Source organism: Stenotrophomonas sp. AS1, assembly GCF_048957655.1.
Classification (GTDB): Bacteria; Pseudomonadota; Gammaproteobacteria; order Xanthomonadales; family Xanthomonadaceae; genus Stenotrophomonas; species Stenotrophomonas bentonitica_A.
The window spans coordinates 332,646-356,387 of sequence record NZ_JARVXM010000007.1; the positions used below are offsets into that span (position 1 = coordinate 332,646).

At 65.2% G+C, this 23,742-nt stretch carries 33 protein-coding genes and 1 tRNA gene; 29 read left to right on the forward strand and 5 right to left on the reverse strand.

Annotated features, from left to right (window positions below; genetic code table 11):
* Positions 1-10: 10 nt before the first annotated feature.
* The 15 genes from PV764_RS13295 (at position 11) to PV764_RS13365 (ending at position 13,432) form a co-directional block, all read left to right on the forward strand.
* A complete protein-coding gene (locus PV764_RS13295; protein WP_421116825.1) occupies positions 11-1,093 on the forward strand; it encodes a hypothetical protein in 1,083 nt (360 codons plus the stop codon).
* 129 nt (positions 1,094-1,222) lie between these two features.
* Positions 1,223-1,468: a hypothetical protein gene (locus PV764_RS13300; RefSeq protein ID WP_421116826.1), complete on the forward strand. Its 246-nt coding sequence runs from the start codon at positions 1,223-1,225 to the stop codon at positions 1,466-1,468.
* 213 nt (positions 1,469-1,681) lie between these two features.
* Entirely contained in the window at positions 1,682-2,743 is a 1,062-nt protein-coding gene (locus PV764_RS13305) for a phage major capsid protein (protein WP_343313662.1), read from the forward strand.
* A 46-nt stretch (positions 2,744-2,789) separates the two neighbouring features.
* Complete coding sequence (locus PV764_RS13310) at positions 2,790-3,113, forward strand: hypothetical protein (protein ID WP_343313664.1); 324 nt, start codon at positions 2,790-2,792, stop codon at positions 3,111-3,113.
* Positions 3,113-3,610 carry a hypothetical protein gene (locus PV764_RS13315; protein WP_421116827.1) on the forward strand — a complete coding sequence of 166 codons (498 nt, stop codon included), beginning with the start codon at positions 3,113-3,115 and terminating at the stop codon, positions 3,608-3,610. Before PV764_RS13310 ends, PV764_RS13315 begins: the two co-directional genes overlap by 1 nt.
* A gap of 71 nt (positions 3,611-3,681) precedes the next feature.
* On the forward strand, positions 3,682-4,419 hold the full coding sequence (locus PV764_RS13320) for a hypothetical protein (RefSeq protein WP_421116828.1): 738 nt from the start codon (positions 3,682-3,684) through the stop codon (positions 4,417-4,419).
* On the forward strand, positions 4,416-5,162 hold the full coding sequence (locus tag PV764_RS13325; RefSeq protein WP_343313671.1) for a hypothetical protein: 747 nt from the start codon (positions 4,416-4,418) through the stop codon (positions 5,160-5,162). The genes PV764_RS13320 and PV764_RS13325 overlap by 4 nt, the downstream gene beginning before the upstream one ends.
* Positions 5,162-7,678, forward strand: a complete 2,517-nt coding sequence (locus tag PV764_RS13330) for a hypothetical protein (RefSeq protein ID WP_421116829.1) — start codon at positions 5,162-5,164, stop codon at positions 7,676-7,678. Before PV764_RS13325 ends, PV764_RS13330 begins: the two co-directional genes overlap by 1 nt.
* Before the next feature lie 57 nt (positions 7,679-7,735).
* Positions 7,736-8,227 carry a hypothetical protein gene (locus tag PV764_RS13335; RefSeq protein WP_421116830.1) on the forward strand — a complete coding sequence of 164 codons (492 nt, stop codon included), beginning with the start codon at positions 7,736-7,738 and terminating at the stop codon, positions 8,225-8,227.
* Positions 8,228-8,266: 39 nt separating this feature from the next.
* The gene (locus tag PV764_RS13340; RefSeq protein WP_343313677.1) at positions 8,267-8,776 is read left to right on the forward strand and encodes a hypothetical protein; all 510 of its coding nucleotides are present in this window, start codon (positions 8,267-8,269) and stop codon (positions 8,774-8,776) included.
* Positions 8,773-9,387, forward strand: a complete 615-nt coding sequence (locus PV764_RS13345; RefSeq protein WP_421116831.1) for a hypothetical protein — start codon at positions 8,773-8,775, stop codon at positions 9,385-9,387. Before PV764_RS13340 ends, PV764_RS13345 begins: the two co-directional genes overlap by 4 nt.
* The gene (locus PV764_RS13350; protein WP_421116832.1) at positions 9,387-9,833 is read left to right on the forward strand and encodes a hypothetical protein; all 447 of its coding nucleotides are present in this window, start codon (positions 9,387-9,389) and stop codon (positions 9,831-9,833) included. The genes PV764_RS13345 and PV764_RS13350 overlap by 1 nt, the downstream gene beginning before the upstream one ends.
* Positions 9,830-10,501, forward strand: coding sequence for a hypothetical protein (locus PV764_RS13355; protein WP_421116833.1), 672 nt, complete (start codon positions 9,830-9,832; stop codon positions 10,499-10,501). Before PV764_RS13350 ends, PV764_RS13355 begins: the two co-directional genes overlap by 4 nt.
* Position 10,502: 1 nt before the next feature.
* The gene (locus tag PV764_RS13360) at positions 10,503-11,705 is read left to right on the forward strand and encodes a hypothetical protein (protein ID WP_421116834.1); all 1,203 of its coding nucleotides are present in this window, start codon (positions 10,503-10,505) and stop codon (positions 11,703-11,705) included.
* On the forward strand, positions 11,705-13,432 hold the full coding sequence (locus tag PV764_RS13365; RefSeq protein WP_421116835.1) for a hypothetical protein: 1,728 nt from the start codon (positions 11,705-11,707) through the stop codon (positions 13,430-13,432). The genes PV764_RS13360 and PV764_RS13365 overlap by 1 nt, the downstream gene beginning before the upstream one ends.
* 146 nt (positions 13,433-13,578) lie before the next feature.
* Here PV764_RS13365 and PV764_RS13370 read toward each other — a convergent pair whose 3' ends face one another.
* Both PV764_RS13370 and PV764_RS13375 read right to left on the reverse strand, forming a co-directional pair.
* Positions 13,579-13,992, reverse strand: coding sequence for a hypothetical protein (locus PV764_RS13370; protein WP_421116836.1), 414 nt, complete (start codon positions 13,990-13,992; stop codon positions 13,579-13,581).
* A 50-nt stretch (positions 13,993-14,042) separates the two neighbouring features.
* A complete protein-coding gene (locus PV764_RS13375) occupies positions 14,043-14,411 on the reverse strand; it encodes an Arc family DNA-binding protein (protein WP_421116837.1) in 369 nt (122 codons plus the stop codon).
* Positions 14,412-14,522: 111 nt separating this feature from the next.
* On the opposite strand from PV764_RS13375, the gene PV764_RS13380 reads away from it, so the two are divergent.
* From PV764_RS13380 to PV764_RS13400, 5 genes are all read left to right on the forward strand, one after another.
* Positions 14,523-14,678: an Arc family DNA-binding protein gene (locus PV764_RS13380; protein WP_421116838.1), complete on the forward strand. Its 156-nt coding sequence runs from the start codon at positions 14,523-14,525 to the stop codon at positions 14,676-14,678.
* A complete protein-coding gene (locus PV764_RS13385) occupies positions 14,675-15,148 on the forward strand; it encodes a hypothetical protein (protein ID WP_421116839.1) in 474 nt (157 codons plus the stop codon). The genes PV764_RS13380 and PV764_RS13385 overlap by 4 nt, the downstream gene beginning before the upstream one ends.
* Positions 15,149-15,215: 67 nt before the next feature.
* Positions 15,216-15,506, forward strand: coding sequence for a hypothetical protein (locus tag PV764_RS13390; RefSeq protein ID WP_421116840.1), 291 nt, complete (start codon positions 15,216-15,218; stop codon positions 15,504-15,506).
* Positions 15,507-15,522: 16 nt separating this feature from the next.
* Positions 15,523-16,161, forward strand: coding sequence for a hypothetical protein (locus PV764_RS13395; protein WP_421116841.1), 639 nt, complete (start codon positions 15,523-15,525; stop codon positions 16,159-16,161).
* On the forward strand, positions 16,158-16,598 hold the full coding sequence (locus PV764_RS13400) for a hypothetical protein (protein WP_421116842.1): 441 nt from the start codon (positions 16,158-16,160) through the stop codon (positions 16,596-16,598). Before PV764_RS13395 ends, PV764_RS13400 begins: the two co-directional genes overlap by 4 nt.
* Positions 16,599-16,839: 241 nt before the next feature.
* Here the strand turns inward: PV764_RS13400 and PV764_RS13405 are convergent, their stop codons facing one another.
* A complete protein-coding gene (locus PV764_RS13405; RefSeq protein ID WP_421116843.1) occupies positions 16,840-17,094 on the reverse strand; it encodes a hypothetical protein in 255 nt (84 codons plus the stop codon).
* 130 nt (positions 17,095-17,224) lie between these two features.
* Here PV764_RS13405 and PV764_RS13410 point away from each other — a divergent pair, with 130 nt between their 5' ends.
* Positions 17,225-17,395, forward strand: coding sequence for a hypothetical protein (locus tag PV764_RS13410; protein ID WP_421116844.1), 171 nt, complete (start codon positions 17,225-17,227; stop codon positions 17,393-17,395).
* Positions 17,396-17,473: 78 nt separating this feature from the next.
* On the opposite strand, the gene PV764_RS13415 is transcribed toward PV764_RS13410, so the two are convergent.
* Complete coding sequence (locus PV764_RS13415) at positions 17,474-17,755, reverse strand: hypothetical protein (RefSeq protein ID WP_421116845.1); 282 nt, start codon at positions 17,753-17,755, stop codon at positions 17,474-17,476.
* Between the two features lie 120 nt (positions 17,756-17,875).
* Here PV764_RS13415 and PV764_RS13420 point away from each other — a divergent pair, with 120 nt between their 5' ends.
* The 7 genes from PV764_RS13420 to PV764_RS13450 are packed head-to-tail and all read left to right on the forward strand — an operon-like array spanning position 17,876 to position 22,825.
* On the forward strand, positions 17,876-18,358 hold the full coding sequence (locus PV764_RS13420; protein ID WP_343313700.1) for a glycoside hydrolase family 108 protein: 483 nt from the start codon (positions 17,876-17,878) through the stop codon (positions 18,356-18,358).
* Positions 18,358-18,684 (forward strand): hypothetical protein, encoded by a 327-nt coding sequence (locus PV764_RS13425; RefSeq protein WP_421116846.1) that lies wholly within the window; start codon positions 18,358-18,360, stop codon positions 18,682-18,684. Before PV764_RS13420 ends, PV764_RS13425 begins: the two co-directional genes overlap by 1 nt.
* A complete protein-coding gene (locus PV764_RS13430; protein ID WP_421116847.1) occupies positions 18,681-18,899 on the forward strand; it encodes a hypothetical protein in 219 nt (72 codons plus the stop codon). The genes PV764_RS13425 and PV764_RS13430 overlap by 4 nt, the downstream gene beginning before the upstream one ends.
* Position 18,900: 1 nt before the next feature.
* A complete protein-coding gene (locus tag PV764_RS13435; RefSeq protein WP_421116848.1) occupies positions 18,901-19,374 on the forward strand; it encodes a lysis system i-spanin subunit Rz in 474 nt (157 codons plus the stop codon).
* Positions 19,374-20,582, forward strand: coding sequence for a hypothetical protein (locus tag PV764_RS13440; RefSeq protein ID WP_421116849.1), 1,209 nt, complete (start codon positions 19,374-19,376; stop codon positions 20,580-20,582). Before PV764_RS13435 ends, PV764_RS13440 begins: the two co-directional genes overlap by 1 nt.
* Complete coding sequence (locus tag PV764_RS13445) at positions 20,582-21,325, forward strand: hypothetical protein (RefSeq protein ID WP_421116850.1); 744 nt, start codon at positions 20,582-20,584, stop codon at positions 21,323-21,325. Before PV764_RS13440 ends, PV764_RS13445 begins: the two co-directional genes overlap by 1 nt.
* Before the next feature lie 9 nt (positions 21,326-21,334).
* Complete coding sequence (locus PV764_RS13450) at positions 21,335-22,825, forward strand: tail fiber domain-containing protein (protein WP_421116851.1); 1,491 nt, start codon at positions 21,335-21,337, stop codon at positions 22,823-22,825.
* 318 nt (positions 22,826-23,143) lie between these two features.
* Here the strand turns inward: PV764_RS13450 and PV764_RS13455 are convergent.
* A tRNA-Leu gene (locus tag PV764_RS13455) sits at positions 23,144-23,230 on the reverse strand.
* Positions 23,231-23,354: 124 nt separating this feature from the next.
* Here PV764_RS13455 and PV764_RS13460 point away from each other — a divergent pair.
* The gene (locus PV764_RS13460; RefSeq protein ID WP_399617469.1) at positions 23,355-23,735 is read left to right on the forward strand and encodes a response regulator; all 381 of its coding nucleotides are present in this window, start codon (positions 23,355-23,357) and stop codon (positions 23,733-23,735) included.
* The last annotated feature ends 7 nt before the right edge of the window (positions 23,736-23,742 follow it).

Consider the following 23,742-nt stretch of genomic DNA (forward strand, 5'->3'; position numbering starts at 1 on the left):
GAGGACCACCATGCCTGATATCAACGAAACCCTGCAGGCCGCCGCGCCTGCGCCTGACACCGACCAGACCGTCACCGAGCAGGTGGAAGCGCCTGCCACTGAGCAGCTGGACGCCTTCGCCGCTGGCGTGGAGGAAGCCCGCGCCGCCGAGACGGCCGAAGCGCCGCCCGTTGTGGTTCCTCCGGCTGATCCTGCTGCTGTGGCCGATCCGGCTGCACCGGCAGCACCGGTGGAAGGCGAGGGCGGCCAGCCTCCCGCACCGGCTGCTGCTGATCCCAACGCCGCGCCCGCTGCACCGGCCCAGCCCGAGGCGCCGAAGTCCGTCGAGGACGAGATCAAGGACCTGGGCATCACCAACGACCGCACGCAGAAGCGTTTCCGCGAGCTGTCCGAGCGGGCCAGCGAGGCCGACTCACTCCGCGAACGCGCCGGCAAGGTGACCGACTGGGAGCAGACCATCCAGTCCACCGGCACCACGCCGCAGCAGTTCGGCGCTACGCTGCTGTACCTGACCGACATCAACTCCGGCGACCCGGTGCGCATGAACCGCGCCTACGAGACGATGGAGGCCGAGCTGAAGTTCCTGGGCGAGAAGCTGGGCCGTGAAGCGCCGGGCTTCGATCCGCTCGCCGCCCATCCTGACTTGGCCGAGAAGGTGAAGACCGGCGATCTGGACCGGGCCGCCGCCGTCGAGCTGGTCCAGCACCGGCAGCGTGGCGTGCTGCAGAACGAGCAGCAGCAGAACCAGCAGCGGCTCAGCCAGTCGCAGCAGGCCGAGCAGATGGGCCTGCAGGCGGTGGCTGACCTCGGCGCCCAGCTGCGCACCGCCGACCCGCAGTTCCAGCAGAAGTTCGCCTACCTCGCGCCGACGGTCGAGATCATCCAGAGCACCATGCCGCCGGCACAGTGGGCCGCTGCCATCCAGCAGGCCTACCAGCGCCTGCCGCCGATCCCTGCAGCAGCTCCGGCGGTCGCCTCGCGCCCGAACAACCCGGCCCGCGCCAGCGCCGCCCCGGCAGTGCCGGCCACCCCGAAGAACCCGACCGACGCCTTCGCCTTCGGCGTGGCAGAAGCACAGGCGCAGGGCCGATGAGCTGGCCCGTGCCGTCGAAGCTGGCCCGGCAGATCCACGCCATCCTGATCGTGCGGTACGGGATGTGGGGGTGACGTGGCAGAATCCCGAGGCCGGAATGATCCGGCCTTGAATGGAAGCAAATAGAGCATGAATGCTGATGAAGCACGTCGCAAAAGCGAAGAGGCTGGCGGGTCTGGGTTGCATAGCGAGCTGCGGGATTCCATCTACTCGTCAATTGAAAGGCAGGCGGAGGCCGGCGACCGGTCGGTTCTGTTCGCGCGGTCCCAGAAGCACCCGGCGCACAGCTACGAAGCGCTTTTTGAAGAGCTTAAGAAGGATGGCTATCAGATTGGACCTGGTAGCAACAGTGAGTTGTTTGTAGTCAGCTGGTAAGGCTGCTGGGAACCCCGCTCCGGCGGGGTTTCTTTTTGTCCGTTGACAGTCCCGACCCCCCGCGCATAGTCGCCCCCATCGGCAGATGCCGACACCGCGTGTGACGTAAGCCGGGTTCGCCACCGGTAGTGCTGAAAGAGGGTTCGCACTCCTCGAGCGCGGAAAGACCAAAGGCCCCACGGGCCTCCTCTCTTTCCCTTCGAGGCTACAACCATGCCCTTGACCACTGCCCAGCTGCTGGCTGGTGCCAACCGTCAGATGGAGTCGTACGCGGCAAACGACCCCATCGACCAGTTCTCCACCGAGCGCCCGTTCGCGTCCTGGCTGATCGCCAACAAGAAGGACTCGACCTTCGGCAACGGCATCTTCAACGAGAAGGTGCGCATCTCGAACGACTCGAACTACCAGAACTACACCGGCGACGACCAGGTCACCTACAACCGGAAGGACACCGTCCGGAAGGCACCGTTCCAGCACTACGAAGCGCACGACGGCTTCACGCTGAACGAGACCGAGCTGGCCAACAACGGCATCATCCTGACCGACGACAAGAACGCCGTCATGTCGGACGCCGAGAAGATCCAGATCGTCAACCTGCTCGACGAGAACTGGTCGACGCTGAAGGATGGCTTCCAGGAAAACTGGGACATCGAAGTCCATCTGGACGGCTCGACCAACCCGAAGGCCGTTCCGGGTCTGGACGCGCTGGTCAGCACCACCCCGAACGTGGGTGTCATCGGCGGCATCGATGCGGCCACCTCGCCGTACTGGCGCAACTTCGCCGACATGGGCATCAGCACGGCCACCGCCGGCAACCTGATCAGCCACATGGAAACCCTGTGGCGCCAGACCATCACCTACGGAAAGATGGGCCAGCCCAACGCCATCTTCGTGGGCGCGGCGATGTACGACGCCATCCAGGCCGATGCCCTGAAGGTGATGTCGCGCCAGATCACCATGGGCGTGAACACCACCGGCGGCATCACCCTGGACCCGTCCACCAAGGCGCTGGCCTTCAAGGGCGTGCCGGTGGTGTGGGATCCGTCCTTCGAGGTCATCGACGCCCGCCTGGGTGCGATCACCTACCCGTGGACCAAGCGCGGCTACTTCCTCAACAGCAAGACCCTGACCCTGCGTCCGGTCCAGGGCCGCTGGATGATCAAGCGCACCCCGCCGCGCGTCTATGACCGCTACACGCACTACTTCGGGCAGACGGCCGATTACGGCCTGACCACGAAGAAGCGCAACAGCAACGCGGTCTTCTCGATCGCCTGACCCCTATCAGCCGGCGGGGCAGCCCCTCGCCGGCGGGAGACCTGAAATGCCCAACATCAAGAAGATCGTGGTCCCGGCTACCGTCAGCGCAGGCGCTGTCGTGGCCCTGGACGTCACCCCGCTGCTGGGCGGCGAAGGCCGTGAGGGCCTGCTGTTTGGCCCGTCTGGCGGTCTCGGCACCGGCGTGGTGCAGCTGCAGGGCGCGCCGAAGACTGCGGCCGGCGTGGCTGGCACCTTCACCACGCTGCTGACGCTCAACTCGGCGACCACCTTCCCGGTGGAGATCCCCGACCTGCCCAACTACATCCGCGCCAACGTCACCACTGCGCCGGCGGCGGCCACCGAGCTGACGCTTGAAGGAGTCCAGTAATGGCCAAGACCAAGATCCCGCACGTGCTGCTGCTGATCGACCGCGATGCCAGCACGAAAATCCCGGTCATGGTGCCGGAGTACGAACAGACCATCCTGGAAGAGATCTACGGGGAAGAGCTGGTCCACGAAGTCGAAGGGCAGGGCAAGGACCTCGATGTCGAAGACTTCGACGTGCAGAAGGCCTTCGACGGCCTGGTGTCCAAGTACCAGACCACGGGCGAGGGCGACTTGGCCCGCAAGCAGCTCTACCCGAAGGTGCGTGACCTGGAGAAGCGGCTGAAGGCTCTCGGTGTCAAAGCCAGCGCCAAGGACGAAGACGGCGAGGACGACGGCAACCTGGCCAGCGGCACCATCGCGCAGATCACCGCATCGCTGAGCGGCCTGTCCGACGAAGAGCTTGACCAGCTGGCGGAAGACGAAGCGGCCGGCAAGGACCGCGCTGGCGTCCACGCTGCGATCGAAGCCGAGCGCGAGAAGCGCACCGGCAACCAGTAATCCCCCGCTGGCGGCGAGGGTGGCGGCCGGCCGGGGAGACCTGGTCGGCCGTCTTTTCTTCGGGAACGACAATGGCAGATCCCATCAGCTACAACTGCGAGTGCGACGACGACTATCCCCGGACCATGCTGCTGGAGATGCGGAAGCGTCTGCTGCGTCGCCTGGGCTTCGCCGTGCAGGCCAACAACCCGCCTCCGGGGATGGCCGAGCTGCTCACCGACTTCATCACCAGTGCGCAGGAGCTGCTGTTCCGGCGCTACTCAGTTCTCCGGCGCGAGCGGTTCTACACCTGGAACCTCGTGCCCGGCACGCGCTTCTACGACCTGGACGCGAACGCTGACGGCTGCACCAAGCAGCTGGATCCGCGCATGATCAGCTGGGCCGGCCTGTCGCAGGGCGACGGCAACTGGCGCCCGCTGTACTGCGGCATTGATCCGGTCATGTACACCTCGCGCGGCCCGGGCATCCCCAGCCACTACGAGGTCCGCCAGTGCATCGAGCTGTGGCCGGCACCGGTGGACGATACCTGGCAGCTGCGGATCAAGGGGCAGTTCGGCCTGATGCCGCTGACCGCCGACGGCAACTTCACGACGGTGGACCCGGAAGCGGTGTTCCTGCTGGCGCTGGCCAACGCCAAGGCGCACTACGGCCAGCCCGACGCTGGCAACTACGCATCGCAGCTGTCGTCCTACGTCCGCGACCTGGTGCGTGGCGACCACCTCACGCGGCGCTACATTCCCGGCACTTCGGACCCGCGCAACGCTGTGCGCCCGATCCCGGTGGGCGGCTGGCCGGAGGATTCGCCATGAGGCAGCAGTCCCTATCGACGGTCAAGGCAGGCATCACCCGGCTGCGCACCAAGGGCGGTGCCTCGCAGGATTCGGTCTACGACCTGGTCAACGGCTACGTGACCGCGGCGCGCACGATCAAGTGCCGGCCGGGCACGCGCATCGCGCATTCGCTGCCTGAGGGCACGAAGGGCCTGGTCTTCTTCCAGGGCAAGTTCGTGGTGTTCGCCAACAACGTGATCGCCTCGCCGTCGCCGCAGGTGGAGATCGAGGTTCTGCGGCACCCGGACAACGCCGCCGCGCCGATCAAGCAGATCCACTTCGCGATGCCGTTCCTGGGCTTCCTGTACGTGGTCGCCGAGTTCGATGGCGGTGACGTGTTCCATTACTGGCTGGAAAAGGGCGAGATCTGGCAGCCCGGCAAGACCTACTTTCCCGGCACGCTGGTGCGCCCGACCAACGGCAATGGCCTGGCGTACCGACTGGAGGGTGACACCTCCGCCTATCTGCCTTGGGCGGCCAATGTCGGCCGCGCGGTCGGTGATGTTGTCGTGCCGACCACCGACAACGGCTACAAGTACACGGTCATCGAGACCAGCGGCGCTACCGCGCGCTCGGGCACGACCGAGCCGGCCTGGCCGACGAACGCCGGCGAGACGGTGTTCGAGGACGCCAATATCCAGAACGCGCTCGAGACGAACACGACCACCACGCCGGCGGTGCCGCCCAGCGTCAAAGATCGTTACGGGTCGGGGAGAAGCTGATGGCCGTTCCTGTCTGGAACCCGGGGACCCTCTACCAGCCCGGCGACATCGTCCAGCCCATCACTGCCCCGACGGCGACCGCCGCGCAGGTGGAGAACGGCGACTTCGCCGCGGGCAACGTCAACTGGGACTTCACCGGCGGCGCCGAGTTCGTCACGACCGGCGGTTACTCCGGCAATGGCAGCTGCGTGCGGATGCCTGGCTCCGTGCCCGAGGGTCTGGCCCTCAACAAGACCAAGCTGGTCGTCCCCAGCACGGGGAGCACCTTCGAAGCCACCGCGATGATCCAGCAGGGCGCGTCGATCGCCGGCGCGACGCGGGGCTGGGTGGAGGTGCGCTGGTACGACAGCAGCGACCTGCTGATCCTGTCCGAGCGCGGCAACGTCGTCAGCGACGGCAGCGGCGGTGCGTGGCACCAGTCCAAGCTGACGGCCACCCGGCCTGCTGGCGCGGCCTACGCCCGAGCCGGTATCGCGCTGTTCTCCGTGGCCGACCACACGCACGCCATCTTCGGCGACAACCTGTCCGTGTCAGGAACCTTCGCGGGTCTGCCGGATGGGCTGGTCTACAAGGCCGTGCAGCCTGAGTCCGGATTCTCGGCCAGCGACGAGCCGGCATGGCCGCCCATCCTCGGGCAGCAGGTGATCGACAACGACGTGATCTGGGAGGCGGTCGCCTCCACGCGCGTCACCTGGGAGGCATCGCCGCTGTATGTGAGCGGATCGATCGAGCCCGACTGGCCGACCGACATCGGCGGCTTTGTCCGTGACGGCACGATCGACTGGAAGGCGGTGTCGCGCCGCGTCGAGGATCCGAACTGCCCCAACAGCAAGATCGTGGTGATCGCCGCGAGCAAGGTGTTCGCCGGTGACGATGACATCGTCCGGTACAGCGCGACGGTGAACCCGCTCGACTGGACGACGCCCGATGACGCCGGCTATCTGCCCACCGGGCTGCAGAACTACGGGGCAAACCCGGTCGCGGCGATGGGCCTGTACCGCAGCAACCTGGTGGTGTTCAACTCCGAGGCGTTCCAGCTGTGGCAGGTGGACGAAGATCCGGCCAGCATGGCCCTGATCGACGCGCTGCCGCTGGGGAGCACGCAGCACCGCTCCATCGCACCGGTAGCCAACGACCTGTTCTTCGCCTCGTCGCAGGGCATCCGGTCTATCGGGATCGCGGCGAGCTCGACCAACTACCAGGCCGGTGATGTGGGCATGCCGATCGACCCGCTGGTCGAGCCGATCATGCGCCTGATGAAGGGAGCGGGCGAGCAGGCACTGGGGCTTTACTACCCGAGCGCTGGCCAGTATTGGCTCTGCTTCCCGGGCTATCCCCCCGCACCGCTGAAAATCGTCGGCGACGTCCCCGGCGGGCTTGTCGGTCAGTTTGGGACGGGCAAATACACCGTCGTCGGAGGGATCAAGCCATACAGCGTGGTGGCTGTGTCGAGCGGGACGCCGCCTCCGGGACTGACGATCAATGCAGATGGAACGTACGCATACTCGTTCGCTGAGGCAGGTTCGTTTGCCTGGGAAGTTTCGGTGACGGATGCGCAAGGCACCATCGCGAAGGTGGCCGACAGCGCCGTCGTGGGCAATGAGGCGGTTTGGCTCGCGCGCGGTCCCGGTGCAACGTCTCCCGCGTATCTCGGCCCCTACAAGATCGGCACGTGGCAGCCAACTGCGAGCGCCGGGGTAGCGGCGCGCTATGCATGGTCCTTCGGTGGAGTCTTCCATCTATCCGATCCGGCCACGACTGCCTACCGTTATTCGAAGAATCAAGGACAGACATGGCTTAACCCGGGTAGCGCGAGCATCAGCGCCAGTGGCGGCAGGATGGCAGTCGCTGGCGGATATTCCTTCGTCTGCGGCGGGGTGAATCCGCTGTTGCGGCGGGCGAACCCTGACGGGCCTTGGGAAACGCCGGCTACAGGGACGAACGCGCGTGCAAACGACATCCTTTCGATCGGCAACAGGCTGGTGATCGTAGCCAGCTCGCCCCGCAACGCGCGGGTTTCCACTGACTTCGGCGTCACTTGGACGGCAGGCGTTGATTTCGCGCCAGGCTCCTCAACGTTCGGGTCTATTCGAATTGCAACCGACGGAGCTCGAATTGCAATCCTCTACAACGACAACCTGACTTTCGGATCGAACATCAAGTACTCCGACGACTTCGGAGCGACGTGGTCGTCGACGGTCTTCAGCTTCCCGTTGCCAGGATCCAGCAATCTCGGGGTGGAACTCTTTTTTGATGGCGTCTACTGGCTTGCCTTCAACGAAACCGGACGGGTAGCAAGAAGCTTGGATGCCGTGGAGTGGCAGCTGCTTCCTGTCACCATCGGCAAAGCTGCACAGGTGGCGGCCGGGAAGGGAGTGGTCATGGCGGCTTGTGGTACCTCTGGCCTGTATTGGAGCGAGGATCACGGTTGGACATGGCAAAAGCGCTCGGTGCCATCGGCCCTCACTGACGTAACGGGCATCGCGTGGATCGACCCCAACGTTGGGGGCTCCTGATGCACACCACCGCGCTCAGTAGTGGCGGCAACCGCTCAGTTTCCCCAGGAGGGCCTCGTGTCTGAATTCTTTGTCTACTCCATCAGCAGCGTGGGGAGCGTCGGGGCCTGGTCCCGCTACGTCTTCCCCTTCGATGTCGACGACTGGGCCATCTCCGGCGACGACCTGTACCTGCGCTCGGGCGACGATATCCACGTCCTCAACGAGGATCTGACCGGTGATGAGGTTTCTGGCGCCGGCGTGCAGCCCTTCGAGGGCGAAATCCAGTGGCCATGGCTGGATTTCGGGCAACCAGGCGTGACGAAGAACCTTTTCGGCTTCGACATCGTCGGCGAAGGCGATGTTTCCGTGTCGTTCGGCTACGACCAGAGCAATGGCGGGTATTTCACCGATCCCTACGCCGTTTCTGCCGACACGGTGCCCGGAATGGTCATCCCGATGCCCCTTTCTGCCCCCTCGTTGTCGGTGAAGCTGACCTACAACGGCTCCGAGCGGTGGCAGTGGAACGCCTTCAGCTTGTATTTGCAGGATCTGAGGGGAATGTCGTGAATCCGTTGAACGACGGGGCCACGAGTGAAGAATCTGCCCATGCAGACCGCCCGATTGCCCTCGAATGTCATCCCGTGCCGGCCGGTGCACCTGGTTGCCCTGGCCGAATGCATGCGCGAGACCGAACAGGCGCAGCTGCTCGCGGTGATGGGCACGCCGGACTACAACCCGGACACCGCAGCGCACTGGCTGGTGAACACCTGGGCGCAGTCAGCGCCCTTCGCGCTCACGGTGGTGGGAAGCGATGGCATGCCGGCCGCTGCCGGCGGCTTCCATCCGGTTGCCCCGGGCGTCTGGCAGTCATGGATGGTCGGATCCGAACAGGGCTGGGCCGAGCAGTGGCGCGCGATGACCAAGGCCACCCGCTGGCTGATCGACCGGCTGCTGGAGACCCAGGCGCACCGCGTGCAGACCAGCGCCATCACGTCGCGGGAGAAGGCCATCGAGTGGTTCGAACGCTCGCTCGGCATGCGCCCCGAGGGCGTCTCGCGCGGCTACGGACTCAGGGGCGAGGACATCGCCCACTTTTCAAGAATGCGGGGTGAATGATGGGCGGCGGAAGCAACGGTTCAGCGACCAAGGCAGCGCAGGAGGAATCCTGGCGCCAGAACAACATCAACCAGGCCGTCAACCAGATCAACGCCATCTACGGCGGGGCGGCGCGGCAGAACGACATCAACGACTTCCTCGGGGCGTCGCGGTCGTTCTATACCAACGAGCTGGAGAAGCAGAAGGGGGTGGCCGATCGCAGCCTGAAGTTCGCCATGGCGCGCAACGGGCTGACCGGCGGCACGGCGTCGATCGATGCCAACCGGACCCTGGGCGAGAACTACCAGTCCGGCATCCTCAGCGCTGACCGGCTGGCGCAGCAGGCCGCGGCTGATCTGCGCACCGCCGACGACAACTCGCGCATGAACCTGATCTCGCAGGCCAGTACCGGCATGGGCCTCACCAGCGGCGCTCAGCAGGCCGCGCAGGCCATGCAGGCAAACCTGCAGGGCAGCCGTGGTGCGATGAAGGCAAATGCCTTGGGTGATGTCTTTGGCGGGCTGTCGTCCATCTTCGACCGCAGCCGAACGATGGCCGATGAGCGCAAGGGCTTCCAGAGCTACGGCCAGAGCTTCTATTCACCTGGCTACGGGTCTGGAGGGTTCCGCTGATGACTGCCGCCGACAGCCTGGCAGTACTGGACGCGATGATGGCGCCGGTCAGCAATCCCACGCTGGCCGACATCTGCCGCCTGCAGGCCGCCATCGCCCAGCTGCCGCAGCACGATTTCGTGGTGGAGCACTCGTTCCTGCCGGGGCAGTACCTGCGGAAGCTGGTCATGCCGGCCGGGACGCTGCTGGTCGGCAAGCGCCACCGCCACCGGCACGCGCTGATCGTCACCGGCCACGTCACCGTGCGCACCGAGCGCGGCATGGTCGAGCTGCAGGGCACGCACGTCATCGACTCGCTGCCCGGAATGAAACGGGCCATCTACGCCCATGCCGACAGCGTGCTGATCACCAGCCACCTGACCGACGAAACCGACCTCGACAAGATCGAGGCGATTGTGATCATGCCGGACGACGCGGCTCTGGAAATCGAAGGGGAAACGAAATGACCTGGATCGCAACTGCAGTTCTCCTCATTGGCGCCGGCGCGAATTACCACAACACTCAGCAGACCCAAAAGCGTCAAGACAACGAGCTCGGCCGGCAAATCCAGCAGCGCTCGGCACGCCAGCAGGAAGCTGACCGGGAGGTCATGGACACCTTGGCGGATCGGGCAGGCAACAACGGCGACGCCTCGCGCTCTTCGATGCTCGACCAATATCTCAACCAGGTGCGCGCCGCGCAGGGCTCGGCCACCAGCGGGCTGCAGCAGGTAGGCGGGGTATCGTCTGCCTACCGCCAGGCCGCCAACGACGCCGCGCTGGGAATCAGCGACTACGCCGGCGACACCGCCAACCTGATGAGCCGCATCGACGCCCCGATGCGCCAGCGACAGGGGGAGGCGCAGCAGAACGCACAGCTGAGCTCCAAGCTGGGCCTGATCGGCAACCGATCGATCAGTGACGACTTCCTCTCGAACCTGCGGTTGCAGGGCATTCGCAGAGATCCGGGGATGGACGCGTTCTCCCAGATCGCGAGCATCTACGCCGGCGCTGCTGCTGGTGGCGGCGGAGGCGGAATGGACACATCCGGCCTCTCCAAGCAGGCCAACAGCATCACCGGGGCGAACAACACGGCGATCTTCAACAACAACATGCAGAAGCGCTGGGGGTACTGACATGGCCGACCTGATGAGCATTCTCCAGGCGAACGCCGCGCCGCCGCCGATGAGCCAGGGCTGGGCCTCCGTCGGCCAGGCGCTGGCCGGCCTGAGCGGGGCAGGGCGTGAGCAGGCGTATGACCGCGGCATGGCAAGGGCTGCCCAGCTTGACCAGCTCGTGCAGACCGCGCGCCTCAGTCGAGAGAAAGCGATGGAGGCCGAGCGGGCGCGCGAGAAGCAGGCGGGGCTGGCCGAAGAGCTGATCGCTGCTGGCTGGGACCCCGGCTCCGCGCGTGTCGCCGGTGCTTTCGCCGGGTCCAATCTGAACCCGAACGAATACGCTACTGCCCGCCTTTCGGGCCAGGAGTATGGAAACCGAGAGGGGATCGTCACGCAGGCACTGCAGGGCAACCTGCCGGCCGCTGGCGCCTACAGCATGGGCCTCGCCAAGGGGCCGCTCGAGATGACGAAGATTCAGGGGAATACCACCTTCAATCCCTACGAACAGCCTGACCAGCAAACCTACGCCACGGACGTTGGCCGCTCGGAGATCGCGAAAAACGGCGCCCAAGCGCAGACCGACATGATTCGGGCCTACAAGTCGGGCTCTGGTGGCGGCGGCGGTGGAGAAGGGGGTGGAAAGGCCCCAAGCGGCTATCGCTATCTGCCGAGCGGCGACCTCGAGCCGATTCCTGGCGGGCCTGCGGATAAACCGCGAGATGGCGGCGGGAAAGCGCTGAACGCGCCGACGATCAACAAACTGGCTGGCGATGCGGACAAGCTGGCGAACCTAGACGGCTTGGTCAACACGTTCCAGGACAGCTTCGCGGGGAACAAAGTAGGCGGCAATGCTGAGAACCTGATGGGGCGCCTGGGCCTGCCCGGGGCCACGCCGGGCCAATCGGATTGGTGGCAGAAGTACGACCGCCAGAAAAACGTGGTCCGCAATGAGCTGTTCGGCGCGGCGCTGACGCCGAGCGAGCAGGCTGAGTTCGACAAGGCGGACATCAACGCGAACATGGCCCCAGCGACGATCAAGAAAAATCTCGCCGCCCAGCAAGCGGTCATCCAGCGCGCTTTGAAGCGGCAAGCGCGAACCTGGGCGGCACAGGGGTACAGCGCCGACGCGCTGCGGGAAGCGACGGGCATGGACGACTTTTCCGACAACACCACCGCCACACCGCCTTCCCCGGCAGGGTGGGGCATCAGGAAGGTGAAATGATGGCAACCTTCGAGATCACTGCGCCGGACGGAAGCGTCTTCGAGATCACTGCGCCGGATGACGCAACCGAAGAGCAGGTGCTTGCTTACGCGCAGCAGCAGTTCTCCGGTCAGACGGAAACACCAGCGGAGCAGCCAGCGGCAGCGCCTGCTGAAATTTTGGATCCAACTGAGGGCATGTCCGGCTACGAGAAATTCATGGCCGGGATGGGGAAGTCGGTAAACGACACGTGGAACGGCCTTCGCCAAGTCGGCGGTGCAATTGGCGACGCTATCCCCGGGGTGGACCTCACCGACTGGCGGGCGGGCGTACAGGCCGATATCGACGAAAGCAGGGCTCTGGACGCTCCGCTGATGAACACCGGCTGGGGTACCGCCGGCAACATCACTGGCCAGGTCGCGCAAGTGGCCATCCCGGTCGGTGGCGTAGCAGGGCGGGCAACTACTTTGCTCGGGCGCGCCGCGCCATATGCCGGCGCAGCCGCTCGCGGCGGGGCCTTCTCTGGAGCACAGCCTGTCTCGGGAGATGAGAGCCGGCTGACGAACGCTCTGCTGGGTGCTGGATCAGGTGTAGCTGGCCAGGGAATTGCAGCCGGACTCGGTACCGTTGCCAACCGCGCGAGAAACGCACTCTCTCCTGCAGTGCAGCGGTCGATCGAAGCAGCTCAGCACGCAGGTATCCCGCTTCGGGCGGCACAGGTCAGCGACTCTCAGTTTCTGAAGACCGTGCAATCTGCGATGGATGCAGTCCCTCTGAGTGGCGCAGGTGGCATGGCGCGGCGTCAGCAGGAAGCGTTCAATCGAGCTGTTGGTCGCACTTTCGGTGCAGATGAGGCGTACCTGGACGACGCGGTGATGGCAGGTGCTCGTCAGCGCATCGGTCAGACGTACAACGACGTGTACGCGAGGAACAACATCACGCTGGATGACGAGGCAATTCGCCGGATGCTCGAAATTGAGGGCCGTGCCGCCACCAATTTGACACCCGACAATGCCCAAGTCGTCCGGAACCAGGTGCAACGCGTGCTGGACGCTTTCGAAGACGGGCAGGTGCCAGGCGCTCGCTATCAAAATCTGCGCGGCGACCTCGCGGACGTGATGGACGGCAGCGCTACAGGTCGCTTGGTGCGAGCGCTCCGGGGAGAGGTTGACGCTTCGGCCGCTCGCTCAGTAGGCGGCGCGGATGCCGAGGCTCTGCGACAGGCGAACGCACAGTGGGCGAACATGCGCACCGCGGAGAGCGCACTCCAGCAGGTTGCGGGCGCAGGCGGCAACATCCGGCCGGCGAGCCTCTATCCGCTGGTGCGAAATGGCAGCACTGGTGAAATGCGCGAGCTTGCGCAGATCGGGCAGAACGTCCTTAAAGACCCGATCGCGAACTCCGGGACCGCTCAGCGAGAGTTGGTGTACAGCATGCTCGGACTTGGTGGTGGTGGATTCTTGGCCTCACGGGACAACCCGTGGTTGCAAGCGGCTGGAGCTGGCCTGCTGGCCGGTAGGGCGCTCAATTCACCTGTCCTCGCTCGGACGATCCAAGCTGCTCGCCCAGTGAATCAGGCAGCCCTGACCGGCTTGGCCCGGGTATCTCAGGCGGCGCCCTACGTCCTTCCGCCGGCCGCAAACCTGGCTACCGCCCCTCTGTCTATTGACGTGGTCGGCGGGAGGGTTGGAGCCGCACCGACGGTCGAGGAGCTCGAGGCGTTGCGGCGAAGGGGTCCGACTCCCTGAGCAGCAGGTCCCGCAGTCGCCCGTAGGGCATGTACTTCCAAACGAGCCGGGCAGCGATCCTGCCCGGCAGGTGAAGTAGCCCCCAGATAACAGGGCCCAAGAGGGGGGCAAGGATGGCGGCGATGGTGGTGGACGTTTGCATGCGATCAAGGATCCTTCGGGCCGCTGCCAAACGCTATGACCCACGACAACCAGATTAGAGCAACCGCAAATGCCCCTTTGAAAACTGCTCCGATGAGCACATTTAGCGTCAGCTGAGAGAAGGGGGTATCGCCAACACCGGTACCCCCATGCAGAAGAAACCCGTAGACAAGAAGGCCGAGCAAGACGCCAGCAGTGACGCGAAGGGTGCGAACCAATACCCGGGCGCTTCTGTAGGTGAAAGCCTCCCGCGGCGATTCTTGCCGGATGCTGACCATTTCGCCCCAGTCTGGAGCCTTGGCCTTCGCCCTGTACTCGGCATGTTGCCTGAGATGGAAGCGGCCCAAATAGCGCTCGGGGAGGAGTTCCTTGGTGAACTCGCTCCGCGTGATGATGAAATACCGCCCCTCTTCGCTCATGGTCACCCCTCCTGGTGCCGCGATCTTACCGCCCCTCGGGGCGGGTCGCCTTATGGCTTCTTTGAACCCTTGCCCGCGCGCTTTTTCTGCAGCTCAGCTGGGTCAACCTTCACAGCCATTGCGGCATCGATGTCGGCCTGCGGCACCCCTTTGAGTGCAAGCTCCTTCCTCGTCTCGTTCTCGATGCGTGCCATCTCCACCAGAGCCGGGTTGACGAGTGCGTGGAATTTCTTGATCAGGTCGTCATCTGAGGTGCCTACGGACGGCGGCGGGATGAAGCTCTGCTCCAGCCGGGCTATCAGTTCCGCGTTGTAGGTCCTGCCGTTGGCTTCCGCAGATTCATGCACCCGCGCGTGGAGTTCAGGTGGAAGCCTAAGAGCCGTCTTCACGAAGTCGGCCTGTGTGAGTTTTCTTGCCATAGATCGGTGCCCCTCAATTGCCTCCATTTTGGTGTTGACAAGCCAAAAAGTCTGCCTCTATAGTGGAGGCGCCTCCACGGTGGAGGCAAAAACAGACAGAGAGGCACCACCATGGCAGACGATCAGGTACGCAGCCAGTTCCGCATCCCCGCAGCTGTATACGAATGGCTCCGCGAACAGGCCAAGAAGGAACACCGCTCCATCAACGGACAGCTCAACGCAGAGCTCGAAGAGCGCATGCGCGCGGCGCATGGGGCCGAAGCATGAACGGGCTGCTGGCGCCGGGCCCGAGCATCACCAGCCGCGAAATTGCGGATCTGGTGAACCTGCGGCACGACAACGTCAAGCGCACCATCGAAACCCTTGTGTCCCAAGGTGTAATCACTTCTCCTCAAAGTGAGGAAATTCCCACCGCCACCCGTCGGGCCCTGGTTTTTGTGTTCTCAGGCGAGCAGGGCAAGCGGGACAGCATCGTGGTTGTCGCGCAACTCTCGCCAAGTTTCACGGCAAAGCTGGTGGACCGGTGGCTGGAACTGGAACGCCGGATGGCGCCCGGTTCTGCCGGGGACGGTGCGCTGGAGAAGTGGGGAGTGGCGTACGTGGAATACCGCGCCGATTTGGAACACGCCTCCCGCTGCGGCAAGGACTTGGCCCACTGGCGGGGGCGGAAGCTGGTCCATGTGGCCCGGCTGGAGCAGCTGGACCCGCAGATCACTCTGCCTTTCCGGGTCTCATGACCCCCAAAAAGCGAAACGCCCCGGCGGCAACCGAGGCGTCTCAGAAACGACTTCCACCGAGGAAATCATGGCCAAGACTACCGTAACGCCGCTCTCTGTCAACTTCCCCAAGAGTCCGTCCAAGTTCGAGACGCTGGCGCGACGCCTCGCAGATCGAACGGCTGAGCTGAAGCGGGAGCGAGAAAAATCCACCGGGCTCAGCCACGAGCAACTGTGGGCGCTGGCTGTTGAGCTCAACGCCGCTCTGCCGCCCCCGGAGCCGTCGGACCCCGGCGAACGCGAACTGCTGCAGCTGTACCGCCTGTTGGACGAGGGCCGGAAGGCCGCGACGCGTCAGTACCTGGCCGCGATGGCCTGACCTTTCGGAGATACCCATGAGCACCAAAAGCATCCAGATTCCGGCCCCGAACATCCAGGTGGCCACGTTCCGCATCATCGGCACCGCGCCGTTCGTGCAGGCGAAGTTCTCGGCCAAGGCCAAGCAGCAGATCCGCGAGACGCAGGAGGCCGGGTCGCAGGCGAAGTCGAAGAAGGTCCGCGCCGCGAAGAATTTCGACGAATTGTGTGACGCCGCGGTCCACTACAGCCAAGAGGGTTGGCCGGGCATTCCGGCGGGCGCCTTCCGCGCAGGCATGATCTCTGCCTGCCGGCTGGTCGGCTTCAAGATGACGATCGGCAAGCTCTCTGTCTTCGTGGAAGCCGACGGATACGACGTGGACGACGGCACGCCGCTGGTGAAGCTGATCGCCGGGCCGTACAAGCGGGTAGACCTGCACGTTCGGAACGCCACCGGTGTGGTGGACCTGCGCACACGGCCGATGTGGCACGAGTGGGCCGCTGATGTCCGCATCCGTTACGACGCAGACCAGTTCAGCCTCACCGACGTGTCCAACCTGATTGCCCGCGTTGGCGCGCAGGTGGGCGTGGGGGAGGGCAGGCCCGATAGCAAGGCGAGTGCCGGCATGGGCTGGGGCACTTTCCGTCTCGCCACTGAGCAGGACATGGCGGCATGAACAACGACGCGATCCGAGAGGAACTGGAGCGGCTGATGGCGAGCGGCGTGATCCGCCCGGCAGATGTCGTCGCCAAGGCGGCCGACCCCGAATCGGCGATGCACAGCTGGTTCGAATGGGACGACACGGAGGCGGCGCAGCAGCACCGCATCTGGCAGGCCCGGCAGTTGCTGCGAGTGTTCGTGACGGTGGAGACGAAGAATTCGAAGCCCGTCCGCGCATTCGTTTCTCTGGGCAGTGACCGCTCTGGCGATGGCGGCTATCGCGCGTTGGCGGACGTGCTGAGTGATCAGCAACTGCGGGCTCAGCTTCTGGCTGACGCCATCAAGGAATTGCGGTCGTCGGAGCGAAAGTTCCGCCAGCTGCAGGAGTTGTCCGGCATATGGAGCGCGCTGGAAGAGGTGGACAGCAAGGACGAGGTGAAGCCAGCAGCCTGACGCCGCAGGCGTGGCATGGCTTGGCGTGCATCGGCAGCGTGCGGACCGGCAGGGCAGGCATGGTTTGGCTGGGCCTGGCTTGGACTGGCAAGGAACGGAGTGGCAAAGCACGGCAGGCATGGCATGGCACGGCTAGGCGCGGTTCGGCATGGCACGACACGACACGGAGCAGTAGGGAGGGCCTGGGCAACCGGGCCCTCTTCCGTTGACCGGCCGCGTGGGGCGGCCGGTCGAGGTCGCGTCACTCCCGTGAAAGCAGGGTGCTCAACCCATCTTTCAGCAAGGCGTTGATATGGGCCTCCGCGTCTACGACCGTCCCGTCCTTCAACAGTTTTTCGAACTCTTCGCCAGGGATCAGTTGGGCCTCAAAGTTCGGCGGGTCGGGGAAGAGAATTACCTCAACCCCGTGGCCGAGCTGCAGAGCGAAGTGGACGCCATTTGGGATGCCGTATTTCTGGCAATTGGCGAACATGAACGTTTTTGCGTACGTTTTCATTGCAAATCCTGTTGCTGGTTGAGGATGTCGTGGAAATAGATCATGGGGCGTCTTCATTCCGCACCCTCATTTTACCGTGGCCCCTGGCCACGTCCGTTGACCGGCCCTGGGGCGGGGGTAGGGTGGAGCCATGGACGCATACCCTCGCCCCGGAACTCGCCGCATCTGCACCGTGGATGCGAACACCCTCCCAATGTGGGAGCGCCTGAAGAAAGCAGCTTGCCGGGGCGATGCCCGGCAGGCCAAGAAGCAGCTTCGGCTGCTCGGCGTGATCGGCAGGCGGCAGCAAGGGCAGCTCTGATGGCCAACTTCAACCCCATCATCGAGCGGCTGAAGATCGCAATGTCAGATGTCTCCGATGCTGACCGCATGGAAGCTGCTACTGCCTTGGAATCACGAATTTCCCGTTGGCAGCGCCGCGTAGCGCGGCTGCGCGCACCGCATCGAATCCTTCTTCAGCAGCTGAAAGGAATTCTGGGCCGAGCTTGGCCGGCGCGAGGTGGGAAGCGAGCTGTTCGCGGGTCATCTTCAGGTTGATTCGAAGAATGTCGGCCAGGTCAGTCCCCTTGGCATTGCTGTTGATAGCCGTCTGCAGCGCTTTCTCTGCTGCCACGCCTCGCCCTATCAGGTAGGCAATCCCCTGCTGGACATCACGTTCCATGCTCGTCTCCGGTAGCGGTTGGGTGTGTCGCACCTCCAACTCTACCGGCAGACGGGCTCCGGTCCGTTGAACCACCCCTCAGCCCCGGCAGCATGGCCCCGTCAAAACCAGGGGCCATCCATGAGCCAGTTCGACCAGATCATTGACCGAATCCTCGCGCACGAGGGCGGCTACGTGAACAACCCCCGGGATCCGGGCGGCGAGACCCAGTGGGGCATCAGCAAGCGATCATATCCCCATCTGAACATCCGCGCGCTCACCCGGAAGGACGCGATCGAGATCTACCGGCGCGACTTCTGGCAGCGGGTCCAGGGCGACAGCCTGCCCCGTGCGTTCGCTTTCCAGGCGGTCGATGCTGCGGTGAACCACGGAATCGGCAATGCGGTTCGTTGGATGCAGCGCGCTGCTGGCGTGGCTGACGACGGCATCATCGGGCCGCGCACCATGGCGGCCATCGCCGCACAGGACCCGGCGGACCTGGTGCTGCTGTTCAACGCCGAGCGGCTGGAGTTCTACGCCAAGCTGGGCACCTTCGACACGTTCGGCAAAGGATGGACGCGGCGCGTGGCCGGGAACCTGCGGTACGCCGCCAAGGACAACTGATGGCCGCCGCACGGACGAAGACGGCCAAGCTGTCGCCGGTCAGCCAGCTGCAGGGCGTGCTGGTGGTGCTGGACGGCAGGACCAAGATCCCGACCGCCGAGCTGCTCACGACCATCCGGGCGATGGTGAGCGACGCCCTGGCGGTGCTGCAGGAGCCCGATTCCACGAAGCAGAAGATCGCGTTCGTGCTGCTGGCGATCCAGCAGTCCACCGAGGTGGTCGTGCGGGTTGTGCGCGGCAAGGAGATCACCCGGGTCACGGTCATCGACCAGCCGCTCTACCACTGGGCGCTGCGGGAAATCCACGCACTGGCAGGTGCCGCGTGAGCTTCGCGACCCGAAACATCGGCGCTGCCCGCGCTGGCATCGCCATCCTGATCATCTTCCTGGTGGGCACGGCCATGGCGGTGCTGGCGGCGATCCCGCTGCCCGAGCAGAACAAGGACGTGTTCATCGGCCTGGTCGGCGGCCTGACGACCGCGCTCGGCATGGTCTGTGGCTACTACTTCAACGTGGGCGGGCGCCGCTCGCCGGGAGCCTGAAATGAATCGCACGCTGATTGCTGTGCTGGCCTTTGTGGCCTGGTCCGCTGTCATGTTCGGTGCCGGCTGGGCGTGGCGCGGCGATCGTGCCGAGGGCGCTGATGCCCGGCAGCAGGCCAGCGCCAGCGCCGCGGCGGTTGAACAGGTCAACCAGACCCGTGCCACTGAGCACACCCAGGCCGACAAACTGGCCGCCATCGGAGTGAAGCATGAAGAAGATCGCGCTGCGGCCCCGGCCGTCGCTGATGCTGTTGTGGCTGACGTGCGTGCTGGTGACCTCCGGCTGCGCGACGGGTGGGCGAGCTGCGAGACCCAGCGTCTGTCCGACGCTGCCGCCGCCGCCGGCGAACGTGATGCGGCCGCCGAGCGCCGAGCAGACTTTGCGGGGGCTGTTGTTCGAGCCGGCCGCGACGCCGACGACCAGCTCCGCGCCTGCCAAGCCGTGATCGCTGCGGACCGCGCCGAGACGCCCTGATGGCCGATCGCAAGGTCAAGCTGAAAGACCAGCTCGGGCGCGTTGTCAGGCTTGACGACGGCGATGCCGGTGCAACGCTGGGCAAGAACCTGTTCGGAACGGACGGGAAGCTGCTGAAGCCCTCGGACATCATCAACCCGCCGCCGGAGAGACAGGGCGCGGTGGCCACCCTCTGGAAGCTGATCCGGGAGATCCCGGCCAACATCCAGGCGCTGGCCGCCATGGGCGGGGTGGGCTTCCCGACCCGGGCCGGGGACGGAGCGTGGTTCCAGCGGTCATTGGAGCCGGGCACGGGTATCGACGTGACCAACGGCGACGGCGCGGCCGGCAACCCGACCATCTCGCTGGAGGACCTGCCGAACAGCGGCGTAGGTGCGGCGCTGGTGAAGCTGACCCGCGATGCAAAGGGCAGGGTGTCCGGCACTTCCTCGGCCACCACCACGGATCTGGCCGAGGGCACGAACCTCTACTACACCGATGGCCGGGTGGACGGCAGGATCAACCTGCAGAAGGGCCAGCCGAACGGGTTGACGCCGCTGGGAGCCGACTCGAAGATCCCGAGCCAGTACCTGCCGGCGCTGGCGATCACCTCGACGTTCGTGGTGAACAGCCAGGCCGCGCAGCTGGCGCTGGACGCCCAGGAAGGCGATGTTGCGGTCCGCACTGACCTCATCAAGAACTTCATCAAGAACACCGGCACGACCGGGACGATGTCGGACTGGACCGAGCTGCTGACGCCGGCAGCCCCGGTGCAGTCGGTGAACGGCAAGACCGGCAACGTCGTGCTGACTGCTGGCGACGTTGGCGCTGCGCCGGCGAGTGCAGCGTTTCCAGAGGCACCGAACGACGGTTTCGACTACGCGCGCGGCGGCCTCGCATGGCACCCGCTGACCGGTCCGCTCAGCAAATACGTGATGCTCGAGCTGCCGGTGCTGACCGATCAGGCCGGGAACGTGCTGACCGACCAGCAGGGCCGGCCACTGACCGCCAACGTGCCAGCCATCCCGTGGGCGTGGATCACCGGGACGCCGACCTACAGCTTCCCGCCGATGACGCTGGCTCAGGCCAATGCGCTGACGCCGGTTGCAGACGGACAGCCGGTGCTGATCACCGATCTGGCGGGCGGGCGCGAGCCGTGCTGGTACGACGCCACTGTGTCGAGCGGGACCAGATTCCGCCGCTTCTCTGACCGGAGCATCGCGAACTGATGGCCCTCGATCCGTCCATTTCGATCATCCGCGGCCTGCAGGCGTCTGTGGCGCTGGACGGGCTGACCGTCTCGGTGTCGCCGGGCATGTGCTACGTGCCGGGCACTGGCCGGGTGCTGAGCGACGGCACGGCCTCCACGACGTTGGTGAGCCCCACGCCGAACACGTTCTACCACCTGTACGCCTTCGACATGGGCGGTGGGCTGATGGGGCTGGAAGCGTCCGCCGTCCCGCCTGCCGCTCCGTATCTGGGCACCGCCCGGTGCAAGACCGGGGATGCCACGCGCCGCTACCTGATCAGCGGCCGCACCAACGCCAGCGGCGTCCTGCGCCCCGGCAAGCACACCCGGCCGTCCGAGATGGGCAATCGCGTGATGCTCGACGCAGCCACGTCCGCCGGGTCGGTTCCGATCACCCTGCTGTCCGGGCTGGTGGCCACAACCCCGCAGACCATCGACCTGTCCGCCGTGCTGCCGGTCACCGCCGACCGGGCCATCGTGCAGGTGTTCAACCCGACCAACTTCAGCCTGTACGTCTCGCGGTCGGAAGTGGGCGCGCCCTCGGCCTCGTCCTTCCAGTACGCCGCGATTCCAGGCTCCTGCCCGGTGCTCGACGTGACCCTCGACGCCAACCGCCAGTTCACGGTGCTGCTCAGCGCGACGCTGCCCCTTATCGGCCCGATCCTCGGCCTGCTCACCGGTTCGGTGTCGATCACGCTGGTCGGCTACGACTTCAACCGCTAGGAATTCCCCATGCCCAAGTACGCAGACCCCGCCGTATTCCCGGTCACCGCCCCGGCAGCGACCGACAACGTGATGACCCGCACTGCGGCGGGCACGGATGGCAACTTCGCCCTCGGCAACCTTGCCGGGCTGGCCCCGCTGGCGATTGCCAACGATCAGGCCCCGTTCTTCTCCGGCGGCGCATGGGGGGCGTACAGCCTCACCGCAGCAGGCCGAGCGCTCTCCGGCGTCGCCGGCACCGCCAACACCTTCCCGTACTTCTCGGCGGCGAACGTGGTGACGCTGGCGTCCGTTGGAACTACGGGGCTCGCGTCGCTGGCTGCCGCCAATCAGGCTGCAGGGCGCAATGCGATACAGGCAGCAGGGGTTGTCGGTGATGAGGCAATCGCCGGCAACAAGACCTACACAGGCACCTCAACCTTTACGGGCGCTGTTGTGGGTGCAGTCCAGATGGACACCCACGGTATTAACCACACTGTGGATAACTGGATAAAGATCGCCAACATGCCGTGGCCCGGCCCTTCTGTCTCCGCACTGGCGCTGACCGCCTCGTCAGGCAATTTGACCAACACGCGATTCGGCGTGGATACCATCAATGTCTCCGCCAAGGGCTACGACGCAAGCACTGTTCTGAGCCAAGCCGTCGTTGACAACATGGTCAGCCACATCCGTTCAGTCGATGGCACGATCCTTCTGCCCATCAGCATAGGTGTAACTCTCTCCATGTCCGGCGGGGTCAGCACCGGGATTGACGTCTGGATACGTAGCCCCGCCTATACCAGGGGGATGTACATCCTTCCCATGATCGTTTCTAACGCCGTGTACAACGGCAGGTCTATCCCAGCCAATACCGTCAGTACTGCGCCTGCGGGCATCTTGTACGCGACACCAAAAGTTAAGCCTGAAACAACTTCGTCTTCCTACCGGCCGGTGGTAAGTAACGTCCAGTCGCTAGGCGAGTCCTCTCGGCTTTGGACTCAGGTCTTCGCTACCAATCCCACCATCAGCACCTCCGACGCCCGCCTGAAGACAGACCCCCGCCAGCTCCGAGACGCCGAGTTCAAGGCGGCATCGGCCATTGCTCGGCTGCCGGCCGTCTGGCGTTGGCTGAGCCGGGTCCACGGCGACGAGAACTGCGAGCCGGAGGGAAAGGAAGCGCGCAAGCACTTCGGCCCGACCGTGCAGGCGGCCATCGCGGTGATGGAGGCCAATGGCCTCGACCCGTTCGCCCACTCCTTCATCTGCTACGACGAGTGGGAGGCGCTGCCGGAGCAGTGGCACGAGTGGGAGGCGCAAGAGGCCGTGCTGGACGACGACGGCAACGTGGTCACGCCAGCGGTCGAAGCTGGCCGCGAGCTGGTGCAGGAGGCGCGCGAGGCCGGCGACCGGTACAGCTTCCGCAAGGAGGAGCTGCTGTGCTTCATCGTCCGAGCGCTGGCGCAAGAGATCGACGGCCTGTCGGCCCGGGTGGCAGCGCTGGAGGCCGGTCGCAACCCCTGAGACGCCCGGGCGTATCCTGAGGGCATGGACGCCCTAGACAAGCCAGACACCCCCGAAACCGAACACCGCCCGGACCCCACCAAGCTGGAGCCGGGCCTTGGCCACCTGCTGATGCGCGACACCCGGACCCCTGAGGAACAGCTGGCCGCCTCGTTGAAGGAGTCGGCCAGGCGCAAGGGGAAGGGTCGGTCGAGGTGGTGGGAGAAGGGTAGCTGAGCGCCCAAAGAAAAGGCCCCGCGCGAGCGAGGCCTGTTCGAATTGCGGAGCGGTTCGTTTATTGCGGAGCGAAAACCACCGCTCGAAAACCCCGCAAACCATTGGTGCCGAAGGTGGGACTCGAACCCACACGCTTTTAAGGGCGGCGGATTTTGAGTCCGCTGCGTCTACCGATTCCGCCACTTCGGCTGGCTGGCCGCGTAGTGTATACAAGATGTGGAGGTTTGTGCAGACCTGAATGCTTAAGTCGGCGTCAGGGTTTCACCTACACAGGACGCTATACTCATCGCGCTGAACCATACAGGGAGTCGTCATGAGCGCGCTGCAGGATCTTCGGGTGCTGGTGGTCGAGAACGACGAAATGAGTGCGGCACTGCTGCAGATGCAGCTGGCACAGTCCGGCGCCGTGGTGGTGGGGTTGGCCGCGTCGGTGCCGGAGGCACTGCGCCTCCTCGGCGAGACCCAGCCCCAGGTGGTGCTGCTGGATTACCGGCTGGCCAACAACGAGACCAGTGAGGCGGTGGCTGCGGCCCTGGCGGCCCGCCAGATCCCCTTCGTGCTGGCCACCGGCATGGCCACCGAGCATCTGCCCGAGGCCTTCCGCTCGGGCATCATCCTGACCAAGCCCTACCTGACGGCCGAATTGAACGCCGCGCTGGGGCGCGCACGGGCAGGGGACTCGGTCACCGGCTGAGTGGGCG